Source organism: Mycobacterium sp., from assembly GCF_052144515.1.
GTDB lineage: Bacteria > Actinomycetota > Actinomycetes > Mycobacteriales > Mycobacteriaceae > Mycobacterium.
This window is the reverse complement of sequence record NZ_JBKQQD010000020.1, coordinates 1-19599: the sequence shown is the minus strand read 5'-3', so window position 1 is coordinate 19599 and position 19599 is coordinate 1. Positions and strand designations below refer to the sequence as shown.

Here is a 19599-nt window from a genome sequence, read left to right as displayed (position 1 = left end):
GACAAGATCACAATCCGCCACTCCATCCCGGTACGGCACAACGCGAGCAGCAGGACCGACGGCAGCGCCGAAACCGACTCGGAGGGCGAAATACGGCCCGATTGCCAACTGCGTTGGAGGAGTCATGACCCCGCCTTATGAATAGCGCCGGGTTATGCGCAGCGCCGGCCGGCAAGGCCTGGTGACAGCGATTTTGGGGGTCGATCACTGCGCATAACGCGGATCCTCTGATCAGGAGGCCCGGTATGGTGCCGGGCCGCATGGTCGGAGGTCAGTTGTTATGGCGACTTTGTCTGCGTTGGTGTCGGGCCTGGAGGCAGAGTTACAGCGTTTGGGCTACAAGGATTCGACGCTGGTTTGGTACCGGGGCTGTTGGCGGCGGATGCAGAAGTATTTCGCTGCGCGTGGTGTCGAGGAGTTCTCCCTGGATGCGGCGATGGCGTGGGTCGACGACGCGTGTGGGTTCTTCGGCAAGGAGCAGGCCGGCACCCTGAAGCGCACCGATGTGTATTTGTTCAGGGTCGCTCAGATGCTGGGGGATTACGCGGTCCACGGGGCGGTGCTGCGCCGCTATAACCGGTCGGTGAGCAAACTGGACGCGGCCGGCGCCGAGACGGTCGCCCGGTTCCAGGAGCACCTGCGCTCGGGTGGGCGCTCGGCCTCGACCGTGCGGACCTACGGGACGCTGGCCGAGGAGTTCGTCGCGTTCACCGGCACCCGCGGAGGGCTGGGCTGCTGCGACGCCGCCATGATCGGGGCGTTTGTTGCCACGCTGACCGGATACCAGCTCAAGACTGTCGAGCAGAAACTGTGCGCGGTGCGGTCGTTCCTGCGGTTCGCCTGCGCCGCCAGCCTGGTCGACGGGGCGTGCCTGGAGGCGGTGCCCGCGGCACGCTCGGCCAGGCAGGCCAGGATCCCGTCGGTGTGGGATCCGGGCGAGGTGGCCAGGATCGTGGAAGCGATCGACCGCGACAACCCGTGCGGGAAACGGGATTACGCGATCATCCTGCTGATCACCAGGCTCGGGCTGCGCGGCGTGGACATCAAGCGGCTGGAGTTCGCCGACTTCGACTGGCCGGGCAACCGGCTATTGGTGACGCAGGCCAAGACCGGTCACCGGGTGCAGTTGCCGCTGCTGAAAGATGTTGGCTGGGCGGTGATCGACTACATCCGCCATGGCCGGCCGGACTGCGACTGCCCGCAGGTGTTCGTGCGGCACATGGCCCCGATCGGCCCGTTCTCCGACCAGGATCATCTGCATCAGATTCTGGTCAAACATGCCCGCGCAGCACACGTTGCGGTGAGCGAGAAACGCCGCCATGGCATGCACTCGCTGCGGCATTCGCTGGCGACCCGGCTGATGGAAAGCGGCACACCGGTCGAGCAGATCGCCGACATCCTCGGTCACCAGTCCGTCGAGTCGACCGGTGTCTACCTGAAATCCTCTTTGGGCCTGCTGGCCAAGTGCGCGCTGGACCCGGACGCACCGGCGAACGGGGTGTCGCGATGAGCCCCGCCATCACGATGACCGAGGCGATCACCGCCCTGGTCACCGAAAAACGCGCCACGGGTTACAAATACCACGCCGAGGAGCGGGTGCTGACCCGGTTCGCCGCGTTCTGCGCCAGTGAGTTCCCCGGGCAGCAGGCGCCCACCCGGGCCTCGGTCGAGGCCTGGATCGCGGCCGCCCGCCGGCGCGGAGTCACCCCGGCGACCCTGCACTGCTTGGCCGCGCCGGTGCGGGAGCTGGCCCGCTGGCTGGGCCGCCGGGGCGTGGCGGCCTACGTCCTGCCCGCCGGGGCACTGCCCCGCCCCGCCCGCTACGTCCCGCACATCTACACCGACCGGGAACTGGCGGCCCTGTTCACCCAAACCGACCGCTGCCACTACGACTCGCAGGTCCCGTTCCGGCACCTGGTCATGCCGGTGCTGTTCCGCACGATCTACGCTTGCGGCCTGCGTGCCTCCGAAGCCCGGCTGCTGCGCTTCGACGACGTCGACCTCGACGCCGGGGTCCTGACAATCCGCGACGGCAAGGGCGGCAAAGACCGGCAGGTCCCGGTCAGCGCCGGGCTGCGCGACAGACTGGCCGACTACCACGCCCGCGTCGCCGGGCGCGCCGGCGGGGACTGGTTCTTCGCCGGCACCGCCGGGCGCCCGCTGACGATCGGCAATATCGACAAGAACTTCCGCCGGTTTCTGTGGCAGGCCCGCATCCCCCACGGCGGCCGGGGCCATGGCCCCCGCGTCCACGATCTGCGCCACAGCATGGCAGTCAACAATCTTCGGTCGTGGTTCGCCGGCGGCGAGGACGTCGCCGCGTTGCTGCCGGTCCTGCAGACCTACATGGGCCACGCCTCCATCTGCGACACCGACTACTACCTGCGGCTGACCGCCGAGTCCTACCCGCACATCACCACCTGCATCCAGTGTGCCTACGGCGACGTCGTCCCACCCGTCACGGAAGGCCCCTGTGATGGCAACTGATTTCGCGGTGTTGCTGCACCGCTTCCTCACCTCGCACCTGGCCGGGCTGCGCGGCTGCTCACCCAACACGATCGCCTCCTACCGCGACACCTTCAAGCTGCTGATCGCCTGGTTCCGCGACTGCAGATCCATCCCGCCCGACAAACTCACCCTCGATCGCATCGACGTCGACGCGATCACCGCGTTCCTCGACTGGCTGGAAGCCGAACGGCACAACAGCATCTCGACCCGCAACCAGCGCCTGGCCGCGGTCAGCTCGTTCTTCCGGTGGCTGCAATCCCAGGACCCGACCAGGATGGCCGGCTGCCAGGACATCCTCGCCGTCCCCGCCAAACGCAAGGCCCAGCCGAGCGTCAATCACCTCACCATCGAGCAGACTCGCCGTCTGCTCGCCCAGCCCGACCGGTCCACCCGGCGAGGCCGCCGTGACGCGACCCTGCTGGCCACCCTCTACGACACCGCCGCCAGGGTCCAGGAATTCGCTGACCTGACCGTGCGCGACATCCGCCCCCAGCCCCCTGCCCTGGCCGTGCTGACCGGCAAGGGCCGCAAAACCCGCCACGTCCCGCTCGGCGACAACACCGCAGCACTGCTGAACGCCTACCTGACCGAACACGGCCTCGACAAACCTGGCCACGACGACCACCCACTGTTCACCAACCAGCATCGCAACAAACTCAGCCGCGGCGGCATCGCCTGGATCATCGGCAAATACCAGGCCCGCGCCGGCGACCCGGCACTGGCCGGCGCCGACCTCAGCCCGCACGTCCTGCGCCACTCCAAGGCCATGCACCTCTACGAAGCAGGCGTGCCGCTGCCCTACATCCGCGACATCCTCGGACACGTCGACCTGACCACCACCGAGATCTACGCACGCGCCTCCACCGAGGCCAAACGCAAAGCCCTCGAAGCCACCTACACCGAAATCGTCACCGACGAGCTACCCGAATGGAACCACGACACCGGGCTGCTCACCTGGCTCGCCAGCCTGTGAGCCCAGCACACACCACGAAGGTTATGCACAGTGATCGACCCCCAAAATCGCTGTCACCAGGCCTTGCCGGCCGGCGCTGCGCATAACCCGGCGCTATTCATAAGGCGGGTTATGTTCAGCTGAACATAACGACCCCTGCGGGGTGCCCGCGACCGTCCGCGTCACCACCCCATCGACCAACACTCCTGCTTGCAGCCACATGCGCAGCAGTTTGAGGACCCGCCGATCCGAGACCCGCCTACCCACCTCGGTGAGTAGCCGGTCGTGGTCGATCTCGCCGAAGAAATTAGCGATATCAAACTCGACCACGAACACCTGACCCTCGATGAACCCGGTACGCAACCGCTCCATCGCCTGTGTCGCCGACCGCTTCGGCCGAAACCCATACGAGCACGACAAGAAATCCGCCTCGAAAATTGGTTCCAGCACGATCTTGGCCGCCGCCTGGGCCACCCGGTCCCGCACCGTGGGAATCCCCAACGGCCGCTTACCACCTCGTGGTTTCGGGATTTCCACCCGGCGCGCAGGCGCCGGACGGTACACACCCTCGCGAAGGTCGCAACGCAACTCACGCAACATGCGGTCCACGCCGTAGTCCTCCACCGCGACCAAGGTGACACGATCCACCCCGGCCGCACCCCTATTCGCGCGCACCCGCTCCCACGCCTCCCACAAGACGTCACCCCTGTGGACACGGTCAAAAAGGGCGTGGAAACGCCGACCCGAAGACTGCTTGGCCGCAGCCCATAGCGTGCGTTGCAGTTCTCGTACTTTCACCGGCGAGAAACCCAACGGCTCCTCGTCGGCTACAGCAAGCCGTGGCCTGCCGGGGTGGTTGGACCGGTCAGAACCGGTCATGCCCTCACACTTACCCGCTTCACCCGCGTGATCAAAGTCAGGGCCCTTCCCTCCCGGCGCGTTATGTTGCACGCCGATCACCGGTACTACGACCCCATCGGACTCCCGCTGCCCTCCAAGAGCTTTCACCATCGGCTTATACCCTTGGTCTTTGCCCGACGCAGGCCAGGCAGACGGGTCTCTCCTGTTTCGAACCAGACTATGTGTACGTGCCGCCTCCCGTACCCCGGAAGAACCCGACGAGCTAACCCCGGACCAGGGCTCGCCGGACATGGCCTTCGCCGTGACATGAGCGGCTCGGCTCCTCCGTTGTGAATTTGACGAGGCTGCAGAGTTCGCTTGACGCTACGGCCCGCACACTTGCTCCCTCCGAAGAGGCTCTTGACACCCCGCTCAGCCCGCCGCGTCTCCACGACGAACCGGGGCCTGCTACCCGGCGCTCCGGTACCTACCGGGACGGGACTTCCACCCGCTAGTCCAGTCCAACTTTCAGGACGCAACATGCCTCAAATTTTACGAAGGCCCACCGACACAAACGGCCCCGTTGTGACTAGTGAAGCTAAAGTGACACAAGGGATTACGGTGAAACACCGATACCTGAACGAACAGACGCCCACCGCGTGCGACCATGCCTCGACACGCAGGATTACCAGGGCCGCAACGTCATCGAGCGTGGATTCGACTCACCCAGGAATCACGAGGTCTAGCCACCCAGTAGACCAACGCGCCATCGTCTATCGCGCAGCCATTGTCTTAGACCAACCGCATCGGGCTGTCCTATTTGTAAGACACGCGCTGAGGCTCCTAGGCCCACGGCTTGTGCGCGGCCACGAAGAGGTTCCCAGGAACCATATCCTCGACCTCTTCGGGAGCCCTGCGACCATAGCCAGCCATCAACTCGAGCGACGGCGTCACCGTCACGTCCCAGCCGTGGCGTCCGAACCAGTCACCGACGTCTTCGCGCTCCTCGAAGTACCACAACTCGTCGGTCCTGGGGATGTCGCGGTGCGGATCCACTTCGGCCGCCAGCGCGCGAATCCGATCCATCCGCTCACGACGGTTGGCGCGAAATTCCGGGTCGAGAAACTTCGGTCCCAGCGCCTCCACGGCGACCCGACTGCCGGCAGCGGTAAGCGCGTGTACCCGCTCGAACAGCAATTGTTGGGCCGCGGCAGGTAAATACGGCATCAGGCCCTCCGCTGACCACACGCTGGGGACCGATGGGTCAAAACCCGCCTGCCGCAACGCCGCCGGCCAGTCCTGCCGCAGGTCCACCGCGACCGCGACCCGATTGCACGCAGGCTCGGCCCCGTGCTCGGCCAACGTCGACAATTTGAATTCCAACACCCTGGGCTGGTCGAGCTCGTAGACCCTCGTGCCAGCCGGCCAGGGCAGCCGCCAGGACCGACTGTCCAGGCCCGCCGCCAAAATCACGACCTGACGAATGCCCCCGCGGGTTGCATCGAGGAAAAACTGATCGAAAAACGCTGTGCGGCAAGCCATATAGCTGACCATCGACTGCATCTGCAGCGGCAGCTCGGGTTCGGCATCGATGAGCTCGGCGGGCAGTTGCGGAGCGGAGTGCCAATTCCACACTCCGTCGCCCACCGCATCGAGGAACACCTGCGCGAACGGATCGCTAATCAAAGGATTTTCACTGCGGGTCTCCGCGGCGCGCGCCGACGCCACACCCAGCGCCGTCGCTCCCACACTCTCGGTGATCTCCCAGCTGTCGTTGTCGGTTCTGGTCACCATTACTCCTCCCCTGCCCGCTCGGCTGCTACGAAAAGTGTCTTCGGCGCGGCGTCTTCGACGTCCGGGGGTGTGCGGCCGTAACTGGCCATCAAGACTTCGGCCGGTGTCACCGTCACGCCCCAACCGTTCCGGCGCAACCAGTCGCCGACGTCCTCTCGCTCCTCGAAGTACCACAGGTCGGTGACGTCGGGGATGTCGCGTTCGGGTTCCAGCTTGGCCATCAGATCGCGCACTTGCTGCATGTTCTCCCGCTGCTTGGCCTGGGAGGCCTCGTCGAGGAAGTCGGAGCCGGGCGCCTCCACGGCGATCCGGCTGCCCGCAGCGCCGAGCGCCTGAACGCGCTCGAACAGCAGCTCCTGAGCGGCGGCCGGCAAAAACGGCAACAGGCCCTCAGCCGACCAGGCGCTGGGCGCCGAGGGGTCAAAACCGGCCTGCCGCAATGCGGCCGGCCAGTCGTGGCGCAGGTCGACCGGAACGGGAACCAGGTTGCACGTCGGCAGCGCACCGTGTTCTCGCAGCGTCGACGACTTGAACTCCAAAACGCGGGGCTGGTCGAGTTCGTAGACCGTGGTGCCGTCGGGCCAGGGCAGCCGCCACGCCCGCGAGTCCAAACCTGCCGCCAGGATCACCACCTGGTGCACGCCCGCACGGGTCGCATCCAGGAAGAACTGGTCGAAAAACGACGTCCGCGCGGCCATGTAGTCGACCATTCCCTGCATCCGCGGCATCAGGTCGGGTTGAGCCTCGACGATCTCGGCCGGCAGGTTGGGAGCGGCGAACCAGTTCCACAGGCCTTCTCCGGCGGCGTCCAGGAACACCCGGGCAAAAGGGTCGCTGATCAGGGGATCTTCGCTCTCGGTTTCGGCCGCACGGGCCGCCGCGACGCCCAGGGCCGTCGCGCCCACACTCTCGGTGATCTCCCAGGTGTCGTTGTCAGTCCTGGCCACGCGTATGTCCTCCAATTTTGCTAGTACGCCTACCTAACGAACCCCACGCGCGTTGGATGTGAACAAGCTGTCCGTCAAGACGTACATCCGGTTAAGTTGTCGGCGGGCCGCCAACGACGCGGCTGATCCGAAAGATCCCGAAGGGATCCCTGCGACATGCGAGTTGACGGGCGCGAAATCGGCGTTGCGGGCAGCTTGCTGCAACCCATGACCCGACGGACCAACGACATCCTGCGGCTCATTCTGGCGACGGCGCTGCTCGCGTTGATCATCACGAGTTCGCTGATCACCCGCCCGCGCTGGGTCGCGCTGGAGAAATCCATCTCGGAGATCGTCGGGGTGCTGTCCCCCACCCAGTCGAACCTGGTGTACCTGATCTACGGCATCGCGATCCTGGCGCTGCCGTTCGTGATCCTGATCGGGCTGATCATCGCCCGGCAATGGAAACTGCTCGGCGCGTACGCGGCCGCCGGGGCGCTCGCCATCCTTCCGTTTTCGATCAGTGGCAACGGCATCGCGGCGCCCCGATGGCACTTCGACCTCTCCGACCGTCTCAACACTGTGCTGGCGCAATTCCTCGACGACCCGCGGTGGATTGCGATGCTGGCGGCGGTGCTCACCGTGTCTGGCCCATGGCTGCCGGCGCGCTGGCGACACTGGTGGTGGACGCTGCTGCTGGCGTTCGTGCCGATCCACCTCGTCGTCAGCGCCGTAGTGCCGGATCGCGCGGTCTTGGGGCTGGCGGTTGGGTGGGTCGTCGGGTCACTTGTGGTCTTGGTCGTCGGCACCCCCGCCCTGGAAGTGCCGCTGGATGATGCGGTTCGGGCGATGGCCCGGCGCGGATTCCTGGTGTCCGGGCTGACGGTGGTCCGGCCGGCCGGACCGGGGCCGTTGGTGCTTTCGGCCGCATGTGCGGAGTCCGCAGAGTTCCCAGCTGCGGCGGTGATCGAGTTGTACGGCCCACATCAACGCAGCGGTGGCACGCTGCGCCAGCTCTGGGGCAAGCTCAGGTTGCGCGGCTCGGAGACCGCGCCGCTACAGACCTCCATGCGCCGCGCCGTGGAACATCGCGCGCTGATGGCCATCGCCATCGGTGATTTGGGCGTCGCCAATACGGCGGTGGTCGCCGTCGCCGAGCTCGACCGGGGCTGGACGTTGTACGCGCACAAGACCGTTCGCGGAGCCCCCCTCATCGAATGCGCGAAAACGACACCGGTGGCGCGGGTGTGGGAATCGCTGCGAACGCTGCACGACTGCCAGATTTCGCACGGCAACCTGAGCGTCAACGAAATCACCGTTGACGACGGCACAGTGCTTTTCGGTGGGTTCGGCAGCGCCGAATACGGCGCCACCGACGCCCAACTCCAATCTGACCTTGCCCAACTCCTGGTGACGACGTCAGCCCTCTACGACGCGGAGTCGGCGGTGGGCGCGGCGATCGACGCGTTCGGCAAAGACGCGGTCCTAACCGCGTCGCGCAGACTCACCAAGGCCGCCGTGCCGGCAAGAATTCGGGAATCAGTAGACGACGCGCGCGCCGTCCTCGCCGGCGCCCGCGCGGAGGTCAAGCGCCAGACGGGCGCCGACCAGATCAAAACCGCAACGATCACCCGGTTCACCCGCGGGCAGGTCATACAACTGGTGCTGCTGGGTGCGCTGGTCTATGTCGCCTATCCCTTCATCAGTACCGCGCCGGCGTTCTTTTCCGGATTGAAAACCGCGAACTGGTGGTGGGCGCTACTGGGCTTGACGGTGTCGGCGCTGACCTATGTCGGCGCGGCGGCCGCGTTGTGGGCGTGCACCGACGGGACGGTGAACTTCTGGAAGCTGTCAATCGCGCAGGTAGCCAACACTTTTGCCGCGACCACCACACCGGCCGGGGTGGGCGGGCTCGCGCTCAGCACCCGGTTCTTGCAGAAGAACGGCCTTTCCACCATGCGGGCCACCGCCGCAGTAGCGCTGCAGCAGACGGTGCAGGTGATCGTCCATGTCCTGTTGCTGATCTTTTTCAGCACGGTTGCGGGCGCGTCGGCCAACCTGTCTCATTTCGTCCCCAAGGCCGCGGTGCTGTACCTGATCGCAGGTGTGGCGCTGGGCATCGTCGGCGCGTTTCTGTTCGTGCCCAAGCTGCGGAAGTGGTTGGGGACGGAGGTCCGCCCGAGGCTGAAGGAGGTGACGGGCGACCTGGTCGACCTCGCCCGCGAACCGAAACGATTGTCGCTGATCGTACTCGGTTGTACCGGAACGACTCTCGGCGCGGCGTTGGCGCTTTGGGCCAGCGTCGAGGCCTTCGGCGGCGGTGCGTCGTTCGTCACCTGCACCGTCGTGACAATGGTCGGCGGAACCCTCGCTTCGGCCGCCCCCACACCCGGGGGCGTGGGCGCCGTCGAGGCTGCGCTGATCGGTGGTCTTGCCGCGTTCGGCGTACCCGCGGCCGTCGGCGTGGTGTCGGTTCTGCTGTATCGCGTGCTCACCTGCTGGTTGCCGGTATTCGTGGGCTGGCCGGTGATGCGGTGGCTGACCGACAAGGAAATGATCTGAAGAACTCCGTTCGGTCACGCGTCGGTCACTCCTGGGCCTCCGACTCAACGACAACGAGCACGAACGACCTCCTGATGCTCTGGCCGACCGTGGTGGTGAGAGAGACCACGTAGTACTCCTCGGGCACCGAGTGCGCCACCGTGATCGCGACGTTGACGGCGGCCGATCCGTCGGCGGCGAACTGGCCAGACGCCGGTGCCGCCGTGATCCCGCTGTCGAAGGACGTGCCGGTGACGGTGTAGTCGCCGGCGCCGTCGATCATCCGTTGCATGTCGACCTTCACGGTGTTCGAGCCTCCCGGCGCGATCGTGACGATGGGGCGGGAGATGTTAACGGTCACCGCCGAACTGCCCGCACCGAACGACGGTGGTCTCGAGGTCTCGGCAGTCCCCCAGGCTTCGTTGGGGTGGGCGGAGAGTGAGTACGCAAGCTGCCCGCCGGTCCGGATCATCGACTCCGGAAGAAACGTCTTGTCGGTGGCTTGGCCGTCGATGACGAGGCCCGAGATGTACTTCAGGCGGCTCGGTGCCGACGCGCCCGGCGCGGAGATCCGGAAGGATCGGCCTCCCGAGAGCGCGATTACGGCGCGATCGAACAGCGGTGTGCTGACGGTGAGGATCGACGTTCCCGGTGTGCTCGGGTACAGGCCGAGGGCGGCCCAGACGTACCAACTGGACAGCGCGCCCAGGTCGTCGTTGCCCGGCTCGCCGTCGGCCAAGGGACCGAAGAGCCCGCGCACCCGGTTGACCGTGTGCTGGGTCTTCCAGGGTTGACCGATGTAGTTGTAGAGCCACGGCACCCCGAAGCCCGGTTCGTTGCCGGCCCAGAGATAGGGCTCGTTGGGGCCCTCGTTGAGTTTTTTGGTGAAGCGGTCGAGCCGGTCGGCCACTGCCTTGCGGCTGCCCAGGGCGGTCACCAGGCCGGCGACGTTGTGCGGCACCCACCAGACGTATTGCTCGGCGTTGCCCTCGTCGAATCCATACTGGCCGAAGCGAGTTGGAGAGTCCACGAACCCCGGACCGTCGGGGAATAATCCGCTCGGGCTGCGCGGCGAGACATAATGCGTAGTGGGATTGAACAAGTTCTGCCAGTATTGCGCCAGCTTCTGGAATTCGGCGGCGGTCGCGGCGTCGCCGAGCGAGTCGGCGAATCGGGAGATGGCGAAGTCGTCAACGGACCACTCCAGCGTGATCGAGCCGGCGGGGCCGACGGTCTCGGGTGCGTACCCCAACTGCGCATAGGCGGCGGCGCCCGGCCGTTCGACGTAGCCGTTGCGCCCGGCGCCGCCCGCGGTCGCCGTGTTCACCATGTAGTGCAGCGCCGTTTTGACGTCGAAGTCCTTGGCTCCGTAAGCGTAGAGGTTCGCAATGAGCGGTACCACGCTGTCCCCGGTCATCATGCCGGTCGCGGCATTCGCCAGCGGCCAACGCGGGAACGATCCGCTTTGCGCCGCATCGTTGACGAGCGACTGGGCCATGTCGCTGGCTTGCTTCGGGAAAAGCAGTGCCTGCAAGGCGGCAAGGCATCGGTAGGTGTCCCAGTCGGAGAAGTTGGTGTACTGGGTGCGCCCTTCGGCGACGGTGTGGATGACGCCGTCGAATCCGGTATAGCGGCCGTCGGCGTCGTTGAAGGTGTTGGGGTGCAACAGCGATCGGTATAGGGACGTGTAGAAGGTCTCCACCTCATCGCTATCCCTGCCGGCCACCGCGATATGCGATAGCGCGGCGTTCCATTCGGCCGATGCGGCAGCGCGAACCGCGTCGAAGCTCGCTGCGCTCTCGGCCGCCAGGTTTGCGCGCGCTCCGTCCACACCGACGTAGGAGATCGCGGTGCGCACCTCGACCACCGAGCCGGCCGGGAACTCCAGGTAACCCCCGCTGTACGGTGACGCCGCGCCGCGGACGCCGGGATGGACCGCGTAGCCGTCCCAGGTGCCGTAGGAGGTGAACGGCTGGCTGAACTTCATCGCGAAATACACCGTGTAGGTGTTGTTCTTGCCGCAGAATCCGCCGCTGGTCGCCCATCCGGTGATCGTGGTGTTGTCCTCGCCGATCTGGATGGTCGCACGGGAGTTGCCCGCCAGCGATGCGCCCGAGCGCACGTGGAACAGAGCGGGCCGACCGTTGTGCGGGTACCTGAACCGGCCGACGCCGGTGCGGGTGGTGGCGGTAAGTTCCGCGGTCACTCCGGTGGCGGGGAACCGCACGGTGTAGTAACCGGGCACGCCCACCTCGGTGCCGTCGTGGGCGATCCTCTCCCAGGCGTTCCAGGGCTGCGATCCGATTGCGGAGGTGGTCGGCAGCATGGAGATGTCGCCGAACGCCGCGCAGCCCACCGACGCGTGGGTCATGCTGAACCCGGTAGAGCGCGGGTTGTCGTAGTTGTAGCCGGCGTAGTTGCCGATGGTGTCCGGCGAATACTGCACCATGCCGAACGGCACGGCGGCGCCGGGGAAGTTGTTGATCTCCCCGACCGTCTCACCGCCCGTCCCGGTGCCGATGAGGGTGTCGACGTGGTCGACGGGAGTCACGACGTAGGCGGGCTCGCCGTCGTAGGCGATTGGCGGAGCCGCCGCCCCGATGAAAGCCAGAAAGACAGCCGTCGCCGCGATCACCGCGATGAGGGCCCTGCGCGACCGCATAGCTGTCTCTTACTCCATAGCCGCCCGCTCTCGTGGGTGTTTCGCCGGATGGGCGGGTGCGAGGTCTACTAGCAACGTTTCGCATCGTTTCGCTAGTGTCGGTGCGACGCGGACGGCGCTGGTGCCGACCCATTTTTTCGGGAGATGCCCTTGATGAAGTACTTCACGGCGGCAATCGCGACGGCGGCGCTGAGCCTGACGCTGGTCGGTTGCGGTTCCGACAACAAGTCCAGCACGACATCAACATCCACGAGCACATCGACCTCGACGTCGGCGACATCGGGGGCGACATCACCCGCAACCAGCGCGGCACCGGGCGCGCAGGCGCACAAGACCATCGCCGACTACATCACCGAAAACAAGATCACCGAGACTCCCGTCCATCGCGGCGACCCCGGGTCCCCCAATATCGATCTGCCGCTGCCCCCGGGCTGGAAGGTGATCGACGGGAACACCGGCACGTCCTATGGCGGCATCGTTCTGGCGCAGCCCGCCAATCCCGCCGACCCACCGACCATCGTGGCCCAGGCGTCCAAACTCACCGGTAACGTGGACCAGGCCAAGCTCATCCAGTATGCCTCCGGTGACCTGCAGAACCTGCCCGGATACGACGGCTCCGCCGGAAACGCATCCACGCTGGGCGGCTTTGCGGCATGGCAGTTGAGCGGCTCATACACCAAGAACGGCGCGAAACGGATCGCCGCGCAGAAGACGGTGATTATCCCCGTTCAAGGTGCCGTCTTTGTGCTCGAGCTCGACGCGGACGCTGCCGACAGCGATCAGGGCGTGTTGATGGACGCGGTCAATATCATCGACGACCAGACGACCATCGCCACCACCTGACCACCGGTACTACGAGGCGGATCGCGCCGCGGAGACGAACACACTCCGCGGCCTCCCGTCCTGTGTCCCCTCCGGAACAGTGCGGCCGTAGCGGGCCATCAACTCCTCGGCCGGTGTCGCCGACACCTGCCAGCCGTGGTCGCGCAACCACTCGGCGACGTCGGCGCGGTCCTCCAGGTACCACAGGTCTCCGAAGTCTGGAACCTCGCGCCCGCCCACCTTCGCCGCGACCTCGCGGTAGCGCCGCATCAGCGACACCTGGCGTTCCCGGGCGTCGGGATCGTTGAATGCGGGGCCGGGTGCCTCGACGGCGATCCGGCTGCCCGCCACGGTCAGCGCCTGAACCCGCTCGAACAGCAGATCTTGCGCCGCCGCCGGCAAGAACGGCAACAATCCTTCGGCCGACCACACGCTGGGGGCCGAGGTGTCAAATCCGCTCTGCCGCAACGCCGTTGGCCAATCGTGGCGTAGATCGACGGCAACCTCGACCCGGTGGCACGTCGGCTGCGCGCCGTGTTGGCGCAGCGTCGACGACTTGAACTCCAGCACCTTGGGCTGGTCGAGCTCGTAGACCCTCATCCCATCGGGCCCATCCGGCCAGGGCAACCGGAATGCCCGCGAGTCCAGGCCGGCCGCCAGGATGACCGCCTGGCGCACCCCGGCTTCGGCCGCGTCGAGGAAGAACCCGTCGAAAAACGCTGTCCGCGAAGCCATGTAGTCGACCCGTCCGTCCAGCCACCGCGCTACGTCGGGTTCGGCTTCGGCGATCTCGGCCGGCAGCTCGGAAACTCCGAACATGTTCCAGATGCCGTCCCCGGCAGCGTCGATGAAGACCCGCGCGAAGGGATCGCTGATCAGTGGGTTCTCGCGTTCGGTCTCGGTGGCGCGGGACGCCGCCACCCCCAGCGCGGTCGCTCCGACGCTCTCGGTGATGTCCCAGCTGTCGTTATCGCTTCTGGCCATTTTCATCCCTCCCGTGGCGGCTACGATCCGATCGAATCCTAGGAGTCTGTGAGGCGGATGGGTACCACCAAGCACCGCACTGTGCGTGAACCCGAATTGGTCATAGGGTGTCGGCATGGCAGAACAGTCGTATGCGATAGACGCCGGGCATCCACCGAGCGCCCTGCTGCGTCTCGTCAACCCGCTGCTGAATGCGCTGCTGCGCACTCCGCTGGCGGGCCCGGCGGGCAAGCAGCTGATGGTGCTGAACTTCACTGGGCGAAAGAGCGGGCGGCAGTTCAAATTTCCGGTGAGCGCCCACGTGATCGACAATGACCTCTATGCGCTGACCGGCGCGGCGTGGAAGCAGAACTTCCGCGGCGGCGCCGCTGCCGAGGTCGTCTACGGCGGGAAGACCTCCGCGATGCGGGGCGAGCTCATCGGGGACCGTGCGGTGGTCTCCGACCTCTACCTGCGGTGCACCCAGTCCTACGGCGTGAAGCGCGCGCAGCGCATGATCGGGTTGAAATTCCGTGAGCAGCGCATACCGACACTCGAGGAGTTCGGCGAGGCGGTCGACCGGATGAAGCTGGTAGCGATCAAGTTCACTGCGGGCACGTGAGCCGGAAATAAAGCCGGTCGCCACCGGCTCGCTCACCCACACGGCCCCGCGCCGGCGGCCGCATGGGTTCGGGTGATCGCCGGCGGCTCGAACCCGGCATCGCGAACCGCTCGTCGCACCGCCTCGCCGACCATTTCCGCCCGGTCGGTCGGCACCAAGGCGATCACGCAGCCCCCGAAGCCGCCGCCGGTCATCCGGGCGCCGAGAGCACCCGCACGTGTTGCGGTGTCGGCGATCAGGTCGATGTGCTCGGTGGTGATCTCGAAATCGTCACGCATGGACGCGTGCGACGCGGTGAAAATCCGCCCCGCCTCGGTAAAGTCCGAATCACCCAGCGCGGCAACGAAGTCCAGTACCCGGCTGTTCTCGGTCAGCACATGACGGGCACGACGGGCGTCGACCGAGTCGGTCACCGCGACGAGGGCGGAGGGCCCGCGATCCTGCACCTCACGCAGCGACGGCGTCGCCAGATCGGCGGCGGCCCGCTCGCACGACGCGCGTCGGGCCGCATAGTCGCCGCCCGCGTGACGATGCCGAGCCCGGGAGTCGATCAACAGCAGCGTGACACCGCAGGCGTCCGGGTCGAAGGGCACCGGTGTGACGCTGAGGTCGCGAAAGTCGATCAGCAGTGCCGTCGACGGCTGCCCGAACAGCGAGGCCAGTTGGTCGAGCAAACCCGTTGGGGCGCCGACATAGTCGTTTTCCGCGCGTTGGGCTAGCCGCGCCTGTTCTTTGGGGTCGATGCGGACACCGGCGGCCGTCGCGATGGCGCCCAGCGCCGCGCATTCCAGCGCCGCGGAGGACGAAAGGCCCGACCCCATTTCGACGTCGCTGGTGATCGACATCGTGCCGCCGGGCACCGGGTGCCCGGCTTGACGCAGCGCCCAGATCACCCCGGCGACGTAGGCGGCCCAGCCGGCCACGTCATCCGGGATGGTGTCGAGCGGGATGCGCTCCGGGCTTTCGGCACGGTCGGTGCCCACGGTGATCGCGTCGCAGCGGTCGGGCGTGAACGTCACCACGGTGCGCTGCGGTAGCGCGATCGGCAACGCGAAGCCGAGGTTGTAGTCGGTGTGCTCGCCGATCAGGTTGATCCGCCCGGGTGCGGCGTAGCGGACCGTCATCCGAGTTCCCGCAGCCGCCGGGCCACACTCTCGGGCGTCACGTCGCCGATGAACGTGTCCATCGCCGATTCCGAGGCCGCCAAGTACTTGAGCTTGGTGGCGCTGCGCCGGATCGACATCAACTCGACGTGAAAATAGCCGTCAGCCTGGGCGCCGGTGTCGGCGAACTGGTGCAGCGCCGAAATATAGGGAAGCGGAGCCGAATACATCCGGTCGAACCGTCTCAGCACGTCGAGGTAGACCTGCGCGAACCCGGCTAGTTCGTCCTCGCCCAGTTCAATGAGGTTGTGCACGAACCTGTTCGGGTAGATGTGCACCTCGACCGGCCAGCGCGCCGCGAACGGCACGAACGCGGTGAACAGCTCGGTGCGCGCGATGATGCGACTGCCGTCGGCCACCTCGCGCGCCAACAGGTCGGCAAAGAGGTTGCCGCCGTGCCGCATTCGATGTTCGCGCGCCTGCTCCAGCATGGCGGCGGTTCGCGGTGTGAGGTAGGGGTAGCCGTAGATCTGCCCGTGCGGATGGGTCAACGTCACCCCGATCTCCTCGCCGCGATTCTCGAAGCAGAACACCTGCTCGACGCCCGGTGCGGCCATCAGGTCGGCGGTGCGGTGCCGCCACGCCTCGACGACCAACCGGGCGTGCGCCGGTTCCAGCTCCGCAAAGGACGCGGTGTGCTCGCTGGAAAAGCAGATCACCTCGCAGCGGCCATGCGCTGGAGCGGATATGAAGCCGTCACCGGCGGGCACGGGCACTGGCTGACCGGCGCCGGAAAGACTCGGAAACCGATTCTCGAAGACGACGACGTCGTAGTCGGGCGCGGGCACCTCGCTGGTCAGTCCGGTCGGACCCGGGCACAGCGGGCACTGGTCGGGAGGCGGCTTGTAGGTGCGGTCCTGGCGCAGCGCCGCGATGATCACCCATTGCCCGGTTGACCGGTCGAAGCGCAGCTGCGACTGGTTAGGGTCACGCTTCGGCAGCGGCCTGCGATCTTCGACCGGCGCCGGACGGCGTCCGGGCAACGCGAAGAACAGCAGGTCACGGCCATCAGCCAGCTTTGCCCGCGTTGGCGCAGTCACGATGTCGAAGACTAGCTTGGTCGCCGCGACACAGTTCGGGTAACCACGTGGTGTCCAGCAGGAGAGAAGGGGTCAGGCGATAACTGTTCTCTACGAAAGAGCGCGCAACTGGTGGACCGGCTCCGACCCCGGGCTGCTGCGGCTGCGGATGGCGACGCGGACGATGGCTGCTCTGGCCTGTTCTCTGGCGATGCTCTTTTTTCTGACCAGGGCGACGGGGCAGCCCCTGACGGTCGCTTTGCTCGGCGTCGTCATCACGATGATCGCGGCCCGGTCCGTCAACGAACCGGACCCTCACCGGCAGCGGATCACCATGGCGCTGCTGCCGGTGCCCGCCGCGCTTTCCATCACCGCGGCCGCGCTGCTGGCGCCGCACAAGATCGCGGGCGATGTCGTGTTCGTGGCGGTGGTGTTCGGCGCGGTGTACATCCGCCGCTTCGGCGCGCGCGGCAGGGCGCTGGGCATGGTCGCTTTCATGGCCTACTTCTTCACTTTGTATCTGCGAGCCGGCATTTCGGAGTTGCCCTGGATGATCGGGGCCGTCGTGGTGGGCACGGTGTGCACGTTTGTGATGAGCGCCTACGTTATGCCCGATCGACCAGAACGCGTGCTGCGAGCCACCATTCGGGCGCTGCGGGCACGGATGGCCATCGTGGTCGACACCACCGCCGAGGCGGTACGGACCGGCCGGCTCGATGAACGGCGACGCCGCCACATGCGGGCCCGCACCATCCGGCTCAACGAGACCGCCTTGATGGTGCAAGATCAGATCGAAGACAACGCCGACCCTGCGCTGCTATGGCCCGGGGTCACCGCGGAACAATTGGCACCCTGGCTCTTTGACGCCGAACTCGCCATCGAGTGGGTCGGCACCGCCGGTCGGCGGGCAGCCGTCGCCACCGGCATACCGACCGCAACCCGCGTCGAACTGGTCGCGGCGCTCACACAGCTCGCGCGGGCCATCCGCATACCGCAGCCCGGCGGGCTCACACAGGCCGCGAGCTAGGCTCAACGGATTCTTGACCAGCAGCCAAGTCCCACCGCGGACGACGACCAGGGCCACGCCGCGGTGCGTCGCCTTGCCCTGGCGATAATCAACGCGGCCACAGCGACTGCCGAAGTGAGGGCGATCGTCGAGGGTGCCGGCGCACCTGCGCCGGCATCCGAGAGCGTCGCCCCAGCCACGCAGGCCCCAGCCGCCGACGCCGACACCGCCGCGCAAGAGGGCGGCGGTCTGCGACAGACAACCCGGCAAGCCATCCAGGTGGCCGTCGCCGCATCGTTGGCCATCGTGATCGGCGAGTTGGTGTCGCCGTCGCGCTGGTTTTGGGCGGTGATCGCCGCTTTCGTCATCTTCGCCGGCACCAACTCCTGGGGCGAAACCCTCACCAAAGGCTGGCAACGACTGCTGGGCACCATGCTCGGCGTGCCCTCTGGCGTGCTGGTGGCCATGCTGTTCGCCGGCAACCAGACCGGCTCGCTCGCCGCGATCTTCGTGTGCCTGTTCTGCGCCTTCTATTTCATGACGGTCCCCTACAGCCTGATGACGTTCTGGATCACCACGATGCTGGCGTTGCTGTACGGCCTGCTCGGCGAATTCTCCTTCGGGGTGCTGCTTTTGCGGATCGAAGAGACCGCGATCGGTGCGGTGATCGGCGTTACCGTGGCCATCCTGGTGCTGCCGACGAACACCAGAACCGCCATCCGCGACGACACCCGCGCGTTTTTGACGAGCCTGTCCGCCCTGATCGAGATCTGCACCGCGACCATGTTCGGCGGGGACGAGACCGCAAGCCCGACCGAGCAAGCACGTGAACTCGACCGAAACCTGCAGCAGTTCCGGGTGACCGCCAAGCCGCTGCTGGCCGGGGTCGCCGGTCTTGGCAGCCGGCGCAGCATTCGGCGTGGCCTGCGGCTGTTCACCGCATGCGATCGCTACGGACGCAGCCTGGCCCGCATCGCCGAGCAATACCAGGACCCGGCCGGATCAGAACCGCTCGCGCATGCTTTCGCCTCGGCCGCGGCGCGAACGCGAAGCAACATCGACGCGCTGGTCGCCATCATCGACGGCGCCTCCGGGGTGACCGTCAACTCCGCGACCGACGAACTCGACGCCGCAGAGGCGTTGGCCCGCCACCAGGACGGCGGTGAGCTGGGGCCGGACACCCGGCGATTCCTCACCGCGGTACACGCGCTGCGACAGATCGAACGGGCCGTCGTCACTGGGGCGACCAACCTCGGCGCGCGCGACAGCGTGAAGGTGCCGACCCGTATCGCGAGCTGAGGCTCGCGGGCCGGTGTGCCTTGGAATCGCGCGGTGTCCCGTCCGGCGACGTGCCGCGGCTAAATGGTGCTGCCGTTGTGGCCTTGGGTGCCGACGGTGCCGTCATGGCCCACGGTCCCTTGGCTTCCGTTGGCGCCGTTGGTACCGCCGGTGCTCGTGCCGCCCACAGCGAGGTTCCCGCCGCCGCCGGGATTGCCGGGATTCCCGCCGGGCCCGCCGGTGACGGTGCCGTTACCGCCAGCCGCGATCACGCGGCACCGCCGGTGCCGCCGGGGCCTTTGCTGCCGCCGGTGCCGCCGGCCCCGCCGGTGACACCGATGGGCGCGTGGCCGTTGCCGCCGGAGCCGCCGAAGCCGCCGCCCGTGCCGGGGTTGGCGCCGGCCGCACCGTAGCCGCCGCCGCCGCCGGTGCCGCCGCCGCCGCCCATGCCGCCGGTACCACCGCTGGCGGTGCCGGTGCCGCCGTTGCCGCCGGCCCCGCCG

The 19599-nt window shown here is 66.9% G+C and carries 14 protein-coding genes and 2 pseudogenes; 7 read left to right on the top strand and 9 right to left on the bottom strand.

Annotation, left to right across the window (positions count from 1 at the left end):
* The first annotated feature begins 280 nt into the window (after positions 1–280).
* From ACLP9N_RS00990 to ACLP9N_RS00980, 3 genes are read left to right on the top strand one after another with little or no spacing between them, the layout of a single operon-like run.
* Positions 281–1510: a site-specific integrase gene (locus ACLP9N_RS00990; RefSeq protein WP_442405646.1), complete on the top strand. Its 1230-nt coding sequence runs from the start codon at positions 281–283 to the stop codon at positions 1508–1510.
* On the top strand, positions 1507–2487 hold the full coding sequence (locus ACLP9N_RS00985; RefSeq protein ID WP_442405645.1) for a tyrosine-type recombinase/integrase: 981 nt from the start codon (positions 1507–1509) through the stop codon (positions 2485–2487). Before ACLP9N_RS00990 ends, ACLP9N_RS00985 begins: the two co-directional genes overlap by 4 nt.
* Positions 2477–3481, top strand: coding sequence for a tyrosine-type recombinase/integrase (locus ACLP9N_RS00980; RefSeq protein WP_442405644.1), 1005 nt, complete (start codon positions 2477–2479; stop codon positions 3479–3481). Before ACLP9N_RS00985 ends, ACLP9N_RS00980 begins: the two co-directional genes overlap by 11 nt.
* 93 nt (positions 3482–3574) lie before the next feature.
* Here ACLP9N_RS00980 and ACLP9N_RS00975 read toward each other — a convergent pair whose 3' ends face one another.
* From ACLP9N_RS00975 to ACLP9N_RS00965, 3 genes are all read right to left on the bottom strand, one after another.
* A complete protein-coding gene (locus tag ACLP9N_RS00975; RefSeq protein ID WP_442405643.1) occupies positions 3575–4339 on the bottom strand; it encodes a reverse transcriptase domain-containing protein in 765 nt (254 codons plus the stop codon).
* An 804-nt stretch (positions 4340–5143) separates the two neighbouring features.
* Complete coding sequence (locus ACLP9N_RS00970) at positions 5144–6091, bottom strand: class I SAM-dependent methyltransferase (protein WP_442405642.1); 948 nt, start codon at positions 6089–6091, stop codon at positions 5144–5146.
* A 2-nt stretch (positions 6092–6093) separates the two neighbouring features.
* A complete protein-coding gene (locus tag ACLP9N_RS00965) occupies positions 6094–7041 on the bottom strand; it encodes a class I SAM-dependent methyltransferase (protein ID WP_442405641.1) in 948 nt (315 codons plus the stop codon).
* Between the two features lie 156 nt (positions 7042–7197).
* On the opposite strand from ACLP9N_RS00965, the gene ACLP9N_RS00960 reads away from it, so the two are divergent.
* On the top strand, positions 7198–9582 hold the full coding sequence (locus tag ACLP9N_RS00960; RefSeq protein ID WP_442405640.1) for a lysylphosphatidylglycerol synthase domain-containing protein: 2385 nt from the start codon (positions 7198–7200) through the stop codon (positions 9580–9582).
* A 25-nt stretch (positions 9583–9607) separates the two neighbouring features.
* On the opposite strand, the gene ACLP9N_RS00955 is transcribed toward ACLP9N_RS00960, so the two are convergent.
* On the bottom strand, positions 9608–12223 hold the full coding sequence (locus ACLP9N_RS00955) for a GH92 family glycosyl hydrolase (RefSeq protein ID WP_442405639.1): 2616 nt from the start codon (positions 12221–12223) through the stop codon (positions 9608–9610).
* Positions 12224–12376: 153 nt separating this feature from the next.
* Between ACLP9N_RS00955 and ACLP9N_RS00950 the strand changes: the two genes are divergently transcribed.
* Positions 12377–13066 (top strand): LpqN/LpqT family lipoprotein, encoded by a 690-nt coding sequence (locus tag ACLP9N_RS00950; RefSeq protein WP_442405638.1) that lies wholly within the window; start codon positions 12377–12379, stop codon positions 13064–13066.
* Between the two features lie 9 nt (positions 13067–13075).
* Here the strand turns inward: ACLP9N_RS00950 and ACLP9N_RS00945 are convergent, their stop codons facing one another.
* The gene (locus ACLP9N_RS00945; protein ID WP_442405637.1) at positions 13076–14029 is read right to left on the bottom strand and encodes a class I SAM-dependent methyltransferase; all 954 of its coding nucleotides are present in this window, start codon (positions 14027–14029) and stop codon (positions 13076–13078) included.
* A gap of 115 nt (positions 14030–14144) precedes the next feature.
* Here ACLP9N_RS00945 and ACLP9N_RS00940 point away from each other — a divergent pair, with 115 nt between their 5' ends.
* Complete coding sequence (locus ACLP9N_RS00940; protein ID WP_442405636.1) at positions 14145–14630, top strand: hypothetical protein; 486 nt, start codon at positions 14145–14147, stop codon at positions 14628–14630.
* A 32-nt stretch (positions 14631–14662) separates the two neighbouring features.
* Here ACLP9N_RS00940 and ACLP9N_RS00935 read toward each other — a convergent pair whose 3' ends face one another.
* The gene (locus tag ACLP9N_RS00935; RefSeq protein ID WP_442405635.1) at positions 14663–15754 is read right to left on the bottom strand and encodes a galactokinase; all 1092 of its coding nucleotides are present in this window, start codon (positions 15752–15754) and stop codon (positions 14663–14665) included.
* Complete coding sequence (gene galT, locus ACLP9N_RS00930; RefSeq protein WP_442405634.1) at positions 15751–16833, bottom strand: galactose-1-phosphate uridylyltransferase; 1083 nt, start codon at positions 16831–16833, stop codon at positions 15751–15753. Before galT ends, ACLP9N_RS00935 begins: the two co-directional genes overlap by 4 nt.
* Positions 16834–16981: 148 nt before the next feature.
* Here galT and ACLP9N_RS00925 point away from each other — a divergent pair.
* Positions 16982–19117, top strand: a pseudogene (locus ACLP9N_RS00925) (FUSC family protein).
* 59 nt (positions 19118–19176) lie between these two features.
* On the opposite strand, the gene ACLP9N_RS00920 reads toward ACLP9N_RS00925, so the two are convergent.
* Positions 19177–19368, bottom strand: coding sequence for a hypothetical protein (locus ACLP9N_RS00920; RefSeq protein WP_442405633.1), 192 nt, complete (start codon positions 19366–19368; stop codon positions 19177–19179).
* Positions 19365–19599: pseudogene (locus ACLP9N_RS00915) on the bottom strand (hypothetical protein); the annotation flags it as partial. The gene ACLP9N_RS00920 and the pseudogene ACLP9N_RS00915, both read right to left, overlap by 4 nt.

Coding starts and splice junctions, on each gene's coding strand:
- ACLP9N_RS00990 (WP_442405646.1), top strand. CDS start 281: ATGGCGACTTTGTCTGCGTTGGTGTCGGGCCTGGAGGCAGAGTTACAG.
- ACLP9N_RS00985 (WP_442405645.1), top strand. CDS start 1,507: ATGAGCCCCGCCATCACGATGACCGAGGCGATCACCGCCCTGGTCACC.
- ACLP9N_RS00980 (WP_442405644.1), top strand. CDS start 2,477: ATGGCAACTGATTTCGCGGTGTTGCTGCACCGCTTCCTCACCTCGCAC.
- ACLP9N_RS00975 (WP_442405643.1), bottom strand. CDS start 4,339: ATGACCGGTTCTGACCGGTCCAACCACCCCGGCAGGCCACGGCTTGCT.
- ACLP9N_RS00960 (WP_442405640.1), top strand. CDS start 7,198: ATGCGAGTTGACGGGCGCGAAATCGGCGTTGCGGGCAGCTTGCTGCAA.
- ACLP9N_RS00955 (WP_442405639.1), bottom strand. CDS start 12,223: ATGCGGTCGCGCAGGGCCCTCATCGCGGTGATCGCGGCGACGGCTGTC.
- ACLP9N_RS00950 (WP_442405638.1), top strand. CDS start 12,377: ATGAAGTACTTCACGGCGGCAATCGCGACGGCGGCGCTGAGCCTGACG.
- ACLP9N_RS00945 (WP_442405637.1), bottom strand. CDS start 14,029: ATGGCCAGAAGCGATAACGACAGCTGGGACATCACCGAGAGCGTCGGA.
- ACLP9N_RS00940 (WP_442405636.1), top strand. CDS start 14,145: ATGGCAGAACAGTCGTATGCGATAGACGCCGGGCATCCACCGAGCGCC.
- ACLP9N_RS00935 (WP_442405635.1), bottom strand. CDS start 15,754: ATGACGGTCCGCTACGCCGCACCCGGGCGGATCAACCTGATCGGCGAG.